This window comes from Alphaproteobacteria bacterium (genome assembly GCA_030740435.1).
Lineage (GTDB): Bacteria > Pseudomonadota > Alphaproteobacteria > UBA2966 > UBA2966.
The window spans coordinates 1-5,643 of record JASLXG010000064.1 but is presented as its reverse complement, the minus strand read 5'-3'; the positions used below and the strand labels follow the sequence as shown (position 1 = coordinate 5,643).

5 protein-coding genes are annotated in these 5,643 nt (G+C 67.1%); 2 read left to right on the top strand and 3 right to left on the bottom strand.

Annotation, left to right across the window (positions count from 1 at the left end):
- Nucleotides 1–627: 627 nt before the first annotated feature.
- From QGG75_07380 to QGG75_07370, 3 genes are read right to left on the bottom strand one after another with little or no spacing between them, the layout of a single operon-like run.
- The gene (locus tag QGG75_07380; GenBank protein MDP6067057.1) at nucleotides 628–1,152 is read right to left on the bottom strand and encodes a UGSC family (seleno)protein; all 525 of its coding nucleotides are present in this window, start codon (nucleotides 1,150–1,152) and stop codon (nucleotides 628–630) included.
- Entirely contained in the window at nucleotides 1,149–2,618 is a 1,470-nt protein-coding gene (locus tag QGG75_07375; protein ID MDP6067056.1) for a thioredoxin family protein, read from the bottom strand. The genes QGG75_07380 and QGG75_07375 overlap by 4 nt, the downstream gene beginning before the upstream one ends.
- Complete coding sequence (locus tag QGG75_07370; protein MDP6067055.1) at nucleotides 2,615–2,851, bottom strand: hypothetical protein; 237 nt, start codon at nucleotides 2,849–2,851, stop codon at nucleotides 2,615–2,617. The genes QGG75_07375 and QGG75_07370 overlap by 4 nt, the downstream gene beginning before the upstream one ends.
- Before the next feature lie 65 nt (nucleotides 2,852–2,916).
- Between QGG75_07370 and QGG75_07365 the strand changes: the two genes are divergently transcribed.
- Nucleotides 2,917–3,852, top strand: coding sequence for an ABC transporter substrate-binding protein (locus tag QGG75_07365; protein ID MDP6067054.1), 936 nt, complete (start codon nucleotides 2,917–2,919; stop codon nucleotides 3,850–3,852).
- 136 nt (nucleotides 3,853–3,988) lie between these two features.
- Nucleotides 3,989–5,338, top strand: a complete 1,350-nt coding sequence (locus tag QGG75_07360; GenBank protein MDP6067053.1) for a hypothetical protein — start codon at nucleotides 3,989–3,991, stop codon at nucleotides 5,336–5,338.
- Nucleotides 5,339–5,643: the final 305 nt, after the last annotated feature.

The window sequence follows — 5,643 nt, the reverse complement described above, 5'->3', positions numbered from 1 at the left end:
CATCGAGCAACTCCACCACCCGCAGCGCACTTCATGAACCGCCGTATACGGATCCGTACGTACGGTGGTGTGGGAGGAGGGGTGCCGCAAGGCCCCCTCCTACCCGATCCGCAGTAGCGGCGGGTCGCGTTGCTCCCGTTGACTTTTTGTCGCTCACGGCGGCGGACCTGCGGCCCGCGGCCTCCGCGGGCGCGCCGCAGTAGCGGCGGGTCGCGGGCGCTCCCGTTGCAATAAATGACCAAGCAGCCAAAACCACGCTTTGCTATCAGCGCTAAGCCGCCCCCGGGACGGGGGCGGAGGCCAAGGGCGCGGATGCGCCCGCCCGGTGAGGGGCTACAAAAAGCCGCCTGTGGCGGCGCGCCCGGTGAGGGTCCAAAAAAAAGGGCGCGGCAGTGCCGCGCCCAGTTGGCAAGAGGGAGGACTGGGGCCGACCGGCTCGGCCCTGGGCGACGCTAAGTGCTGCGTCGCCGCGTCTCCTCGGTTTGGCTGTCACTTGCCGCCCCCGAAACAAACCGCGCCCGGCCCCTCCCCATGGGGCCGATGCAAGGCTGACCGGCAAAAGAATCGCGTGACCGACGATGGGCCAAGCGGTGGCGGCTGTCAATCTAGAATCGCTCGAATTAGCGATCAGGAAGCAGAAATCCCCGCCACGATGTCGTCGAAGGCGCCATCGGCCAGCGCCCGCACCTCATCGTCGGAGCGGTCCTGGATGGGATGGGGCACGAAGACCACGGCGGCGTCGTAGCCCAGCGCTTGGCGCTGCGCCGCCGCCGCCTCTTTGAACTCCGTCGAGGCCACGCCGACGCCGGGGATGCCGCGTCCTTCGAGGTCCGTGATGTCATGCATACAGCACGAGGTACACGAGCCTCAGTCGGCCAGGCCTTCCACTACCACGTCGACCTCGGCGGCGATCCGCTGCTTGACGGCGGTCGGGGCCAGCCGGGTGAAGGTGGGTTTGCGGTAGCGCTTGACCTCGATGCCGCGCTCGCCGAAACGTTCGGCCAGGCGATCAAGAAAGACGTTGCCCCGGGCCTTGGATATGTCGAGCAACCCGACCGTCAGCCCGTCGAGCTTGGTGGGCCGCGCCAACCTCGGCCGGCTGAGCGGATCGCTTTCCGCCGTGGGGTCGAGCAGGATCTTGGTGTCGTTCATTCCGTCACCTCCTTGGTTACGGGAATACTACCCAATTCGCCGCTGGCCACCCAGCCGCTGATGATGGCCGAGAACATGCCGGCCCCGCCGCCGGCCCGCACCAGCAACAGCCCACCGGGTCGGAATTTCGGGTAACTGCCCTCGGCATGGCTTTCGGGAATGCCTTCGGCGATGCCGCCGGCGCCGGCTACCAGCTCGCGGCCCGGAATGGTCAGCAAATCCTCGAGCTCGCTCCGCAGACGCTGCTTGCTCCAGCCCGCCTCGGCGAAGACGCGCTGGTGTTCGGGCGTGATCACCACCAGGGCGTCACCAGACAAACTGACGCCCGGCACCGTCGCCAGCTTGGTATGGCCGACGCCGCGCAAGCCGGCGGCCAAAGTTCGGGCCAGCGATTCCGGGGTGCGCGATTTCTGGTCCATCAGGGGCTGCACGCCGTCGCCGGCGAACAGCGTGACGGCCGAAGCGCCGGGTGCGATGCCGCGTTCCTGGGCCAGGGATTCCCAGCATGAGCCGGCTTCGTCCTCGGCGAAACAGAAGGTGTATTTGCCGGGATTGCCCAGCGCCGAGCGGTCGATCTCTCCCGGCCGGCCGCCCCCGACGTTGCGGATCACGAGCTGCAGCGCCCGGCCGATGGTGGCGTTGGCGCGGTTGCCCTGGCCCAGCGCATTGGCCCCGGAATTCATGCCCACGCGCCCCGCCGCCGGGCCGTTGACGATGACCACGGGGCTGGCGAACCAGGTCGTGCACAAGAGGCCGTGCATGCAAAACTCGTCGATCAACGCGGCCTCGACGGCAGCCAGCACCAGCGGCAGATATTCCGGCTTGCAGCCCGCCATGACGGCGTTGACGGCGACTTTTTCGACGCTGCACGGTGCCAAGTTGGGCGGCACCGCGCCGATAACCTCTTCGGCACCGCGCGCCGTGCCCTGGAGCATACGAAAAACCCGCTCAACCGTCGGCGGCACCACGGGCAGGCCATCGCTCCAGCCGCGCTCGTAGCAGGATTCCACTTCGTCGTCATAGGCGCCCAGGGATATCTGCCGCGAAGCCAGGGTATGATCGCCGAATTCGATCTCCAGGCGTTCGGCCAGGCCCGGTTCGACCGAGCGCGAGCCGCAGCCCGGGCGGGCCTCCGGCAGCTCCGGGCCCAGTTCCAGGTTCAACCCCCCCGGTGCCGCCAGGTCCCGCCATTCGCTGCGCACCCAGCCAACGCCGCGGCCGGTCTCTCGGCCGTCTTCGATGCGCAGCAGCGTCGGCACGATCTCGATACCAAAGCGCCACGAACGTTCCAGCGAGGTGTCGTCGGCGACGTCTCCGAGTCCCTCGGGAAAACCGGGGTCGTCCTGGCTGTAGATGGTCAGCGCCAGCCCGGCGGCGCGCATCTCGGCCAGTACCGGCACCACTTGCACGCAGGTCGGGCAATCGCGTTTGACGAAGACGGCCAAGCCGTCGCTGAGCTGGCTCATGGCGGCGTTTCCCGGTTCGGCGATCTAGCGTAGCGTATCGCCCAGGTGCCGTCGAGAAAACACCTTTCCTGGGGCACACGGAAAGGCAAATATTTGGCATTTACTTTTTTTTGACGCTGAGGTTTTCTCTGCTCAAGCATCCAGATATTGAAATTTCTATCAATCGGCTGTCCTTTTGTGATGAGCTGACCAAAAGGGTTATTTTCACACACTTTCCGTCGTTCGCTAGCCATGTTACCTCGCTGCATTCCAGGGCGAATTATGGCGTATGCTCGGGCCGCCAGGAAAGGAATCCGTCATGGACACCGACTATTCGATCTGGGCCTTTTGCTACGCCCACTCGACCATGCCGCATGATTTTTTCGGCGGCGTGCTGCTTAACAGCAACCGCGGTACGCTGCAGATCCCCATGGTCTATTCGGCCATCCTGGGCGGGCCGGAGGGAGAGGCGCCCCGGCCCATCGTCATCGACACCGGCATGACCGGTGCCTGGTCGCCCAGCGGCAACAGCTATCCCGATCATGAGACGCCGGCCCAGGTGCTGGCCAAGGTCGGGTTGGACCCGGCCGCCATCGAGACCGTGCTGCTGACGCACCTGCATTTCGACCATATCGGCAACCTGGACGCCTTCCCGGCCGCCACCTTTTACGTCCAGCGCCGCGAATACGAGAACTGGCACCGCGTCGTGGCGATGAATTCGCGCAAGTTCCTGCAGGATCTCGGCGAGCGCGCTATCGCGCTGCTCCAGGGCCCGGCCGGCCCCGAGCGTCGGAGCCAGCTGCAGGCCCTGCTGCGCCAGGGCGTCGACTTCGGCTTCATCGGCCGCTTTGCGCTGGGCCGCCATTGGCGCAAGGCGACACCGGCCCAACGCGCCAGCTATCTCGAACGTTTCACCGATCGCGCCCTCAAGACCTATGCCACCCGCCTGGCCAGCCAGCGCCAGGCCGGCTTCACCATCAGCGGCGTGCGCCCGGCCGGCAGGCGCGACGTTCTGGTGCAGAGCCGCATCACCAGCCAGGCCGGCGTCCTCGAGGTCGACTGGCGGGTGCGCCAGCGCCAGGGCAGCTATCGGGTCATCGACGTGGTCATCGCCGGTGTCAGCATGGCGCTGACCCAGCGCTCTGAATTCGCCACGGTGATCCGCCAGAGCGGCATCGAGGGCCTGATCGCAGCCCTCGGTCATCCTGCCAAGCCTACCGAGATGGCCGCCGCCACCACCGTCAGCCGGCAGTAGCATCGGGCGCCAGCGGTCTCGGCTGCCCTACCGGGCGCCCGGGCCAGCCAGGCCGCATCTTCCACATCCCGATCCAGCCGGTAATGGCAAGGCGGCGATTGTCGTCACCACCAGGCTCGATTACCATCGCCCCGGAATGAGCGACAAGCAAAGCGAAATGTTGAGAACCCTCACCATCCTGTTGCTGGCCGTCGGCCTGGCGGGTTGTACCCGCATCGTCATCGCGCCGCCCGCCAAGGGCGGTTGGCAGGCCCTGGAGGGGCGTCCCGAGTGCCGGATCTGGAACCCCAACCGGGCCAGCCAGGGCACAGCGAGCTGGGACGGCCCCTGTGTCAAGGACCGGGCCCAGGGCGAGGGCACCCTGGTTTGGCGTTACCCGGCCGGCCAGCGCAGGCTCGAGCAGGTCTATACCGGCACCATGCGCCGTGGCCGCCGGCACGGCCACGGCATCTACAGCTGGCCCAACGGCGATCGCTATGAGGGCTACTACGTCAATGATTGGGCCGAGGGCCGCGGCATCTACACCTGGGGTGCCGAAAGCCGCTGGGCCGGCGACCGCTATGACGGCCTCTGGCGGCGCGGCCGGCGTCACGGCCCGGGCCATTATGCCAAGGCCGGCCAGCCACCTTTCCGCGGCCTCTGGCGTGATGGCGTGATGATTGCCAGCGGCCCCGATGCACCAGCCTCGCTGGCCGCCCTCCGGGCCACCGCCGAGATCGCCAGACGCCCCCCCGGCGAGTGGCTGCAAGTCACCAATCAGCGAGGCTGCGAGGTCTGGAACCCGATCTCGCGCTTCGGCGACAAAGCCTTCTGGAGCGGCGCTTGCATCGCCGGTAAGGCGCACGGCCACGGTGTCCTGCAGTGGTCCAACGGCGACCTCTTCGAGGGCACCCTGGTGGCCGGCCGGCGCCAGGGCTGGGCCGCCGTCACCCTGGCCAGTGGCCGGCGCAAGGAGGGGCGCCTGGAAAACGGCCGTTTCGTTGGCCGCGGTGTCTTCTGGAGCCTGGCCGGCGTGCGCCACGAGGGCACCTGGCAGGACGGCGTCCTGGTCGGCCGGGGCGTCCGGGAATGGCCCGACGGTAATCGCTATGAAGGTGAGTTGCGCAACGGCAAACGCCACGGCCGGGGCGTCATGACCTTCGGTGCCGGCAGCAAGTTTGCCGGCAACCGCTATGAAGGTGACTGGCGGAACGACCACACCTCGGGCCACGGCATCTACACCTGGGCCAACGGCGAGGTTCATGACGGCCAGTGGGCCAATGATCTGCGCCACGGCGCCGGCTTCGTGACCTACCGCAATGGCAACCGCTGCGAGGGCGAGTGGCGCGACTTCAAGCTTTTGAACGCCGGCCGCTTCTGGCAAGCCGCCAAGCAGCGCTGGGGCAGCTGCTATTGGAACGGCAAGGTGATCAAGGCCCGCTTTGAAGCCCAGCCTGAGCCCCAGCCCGAGCCCGAGCCCGAGGATACCCCCGACGACCGCTCCTGAATGATTTTCTGTAGACCCTCGCTTTTTGAAGACCCTCACCGGGCGGGCGAAGAGTCTTGTTTAGACCCTCACCGGGCGGGCGCATCCGCGCCCTTGGCCTCCGCCCCCCAGGGGGGGCGGCTTAGAGCGGCCGTTGTTTGTTACTTTTTCTGCTTGGTCCCTTTGTGCAACGGGAGCGACCGCGACCCGCCGCCCCTGCGGATCGGGTAGGAGGGGGCCTTGCGGCACCCCTCCTCCCACACCACCGTACGTACGGATCCGTATACGGCGGTTCATGAAGTGCGCTGCGGGTGGTGGAGTTGCTC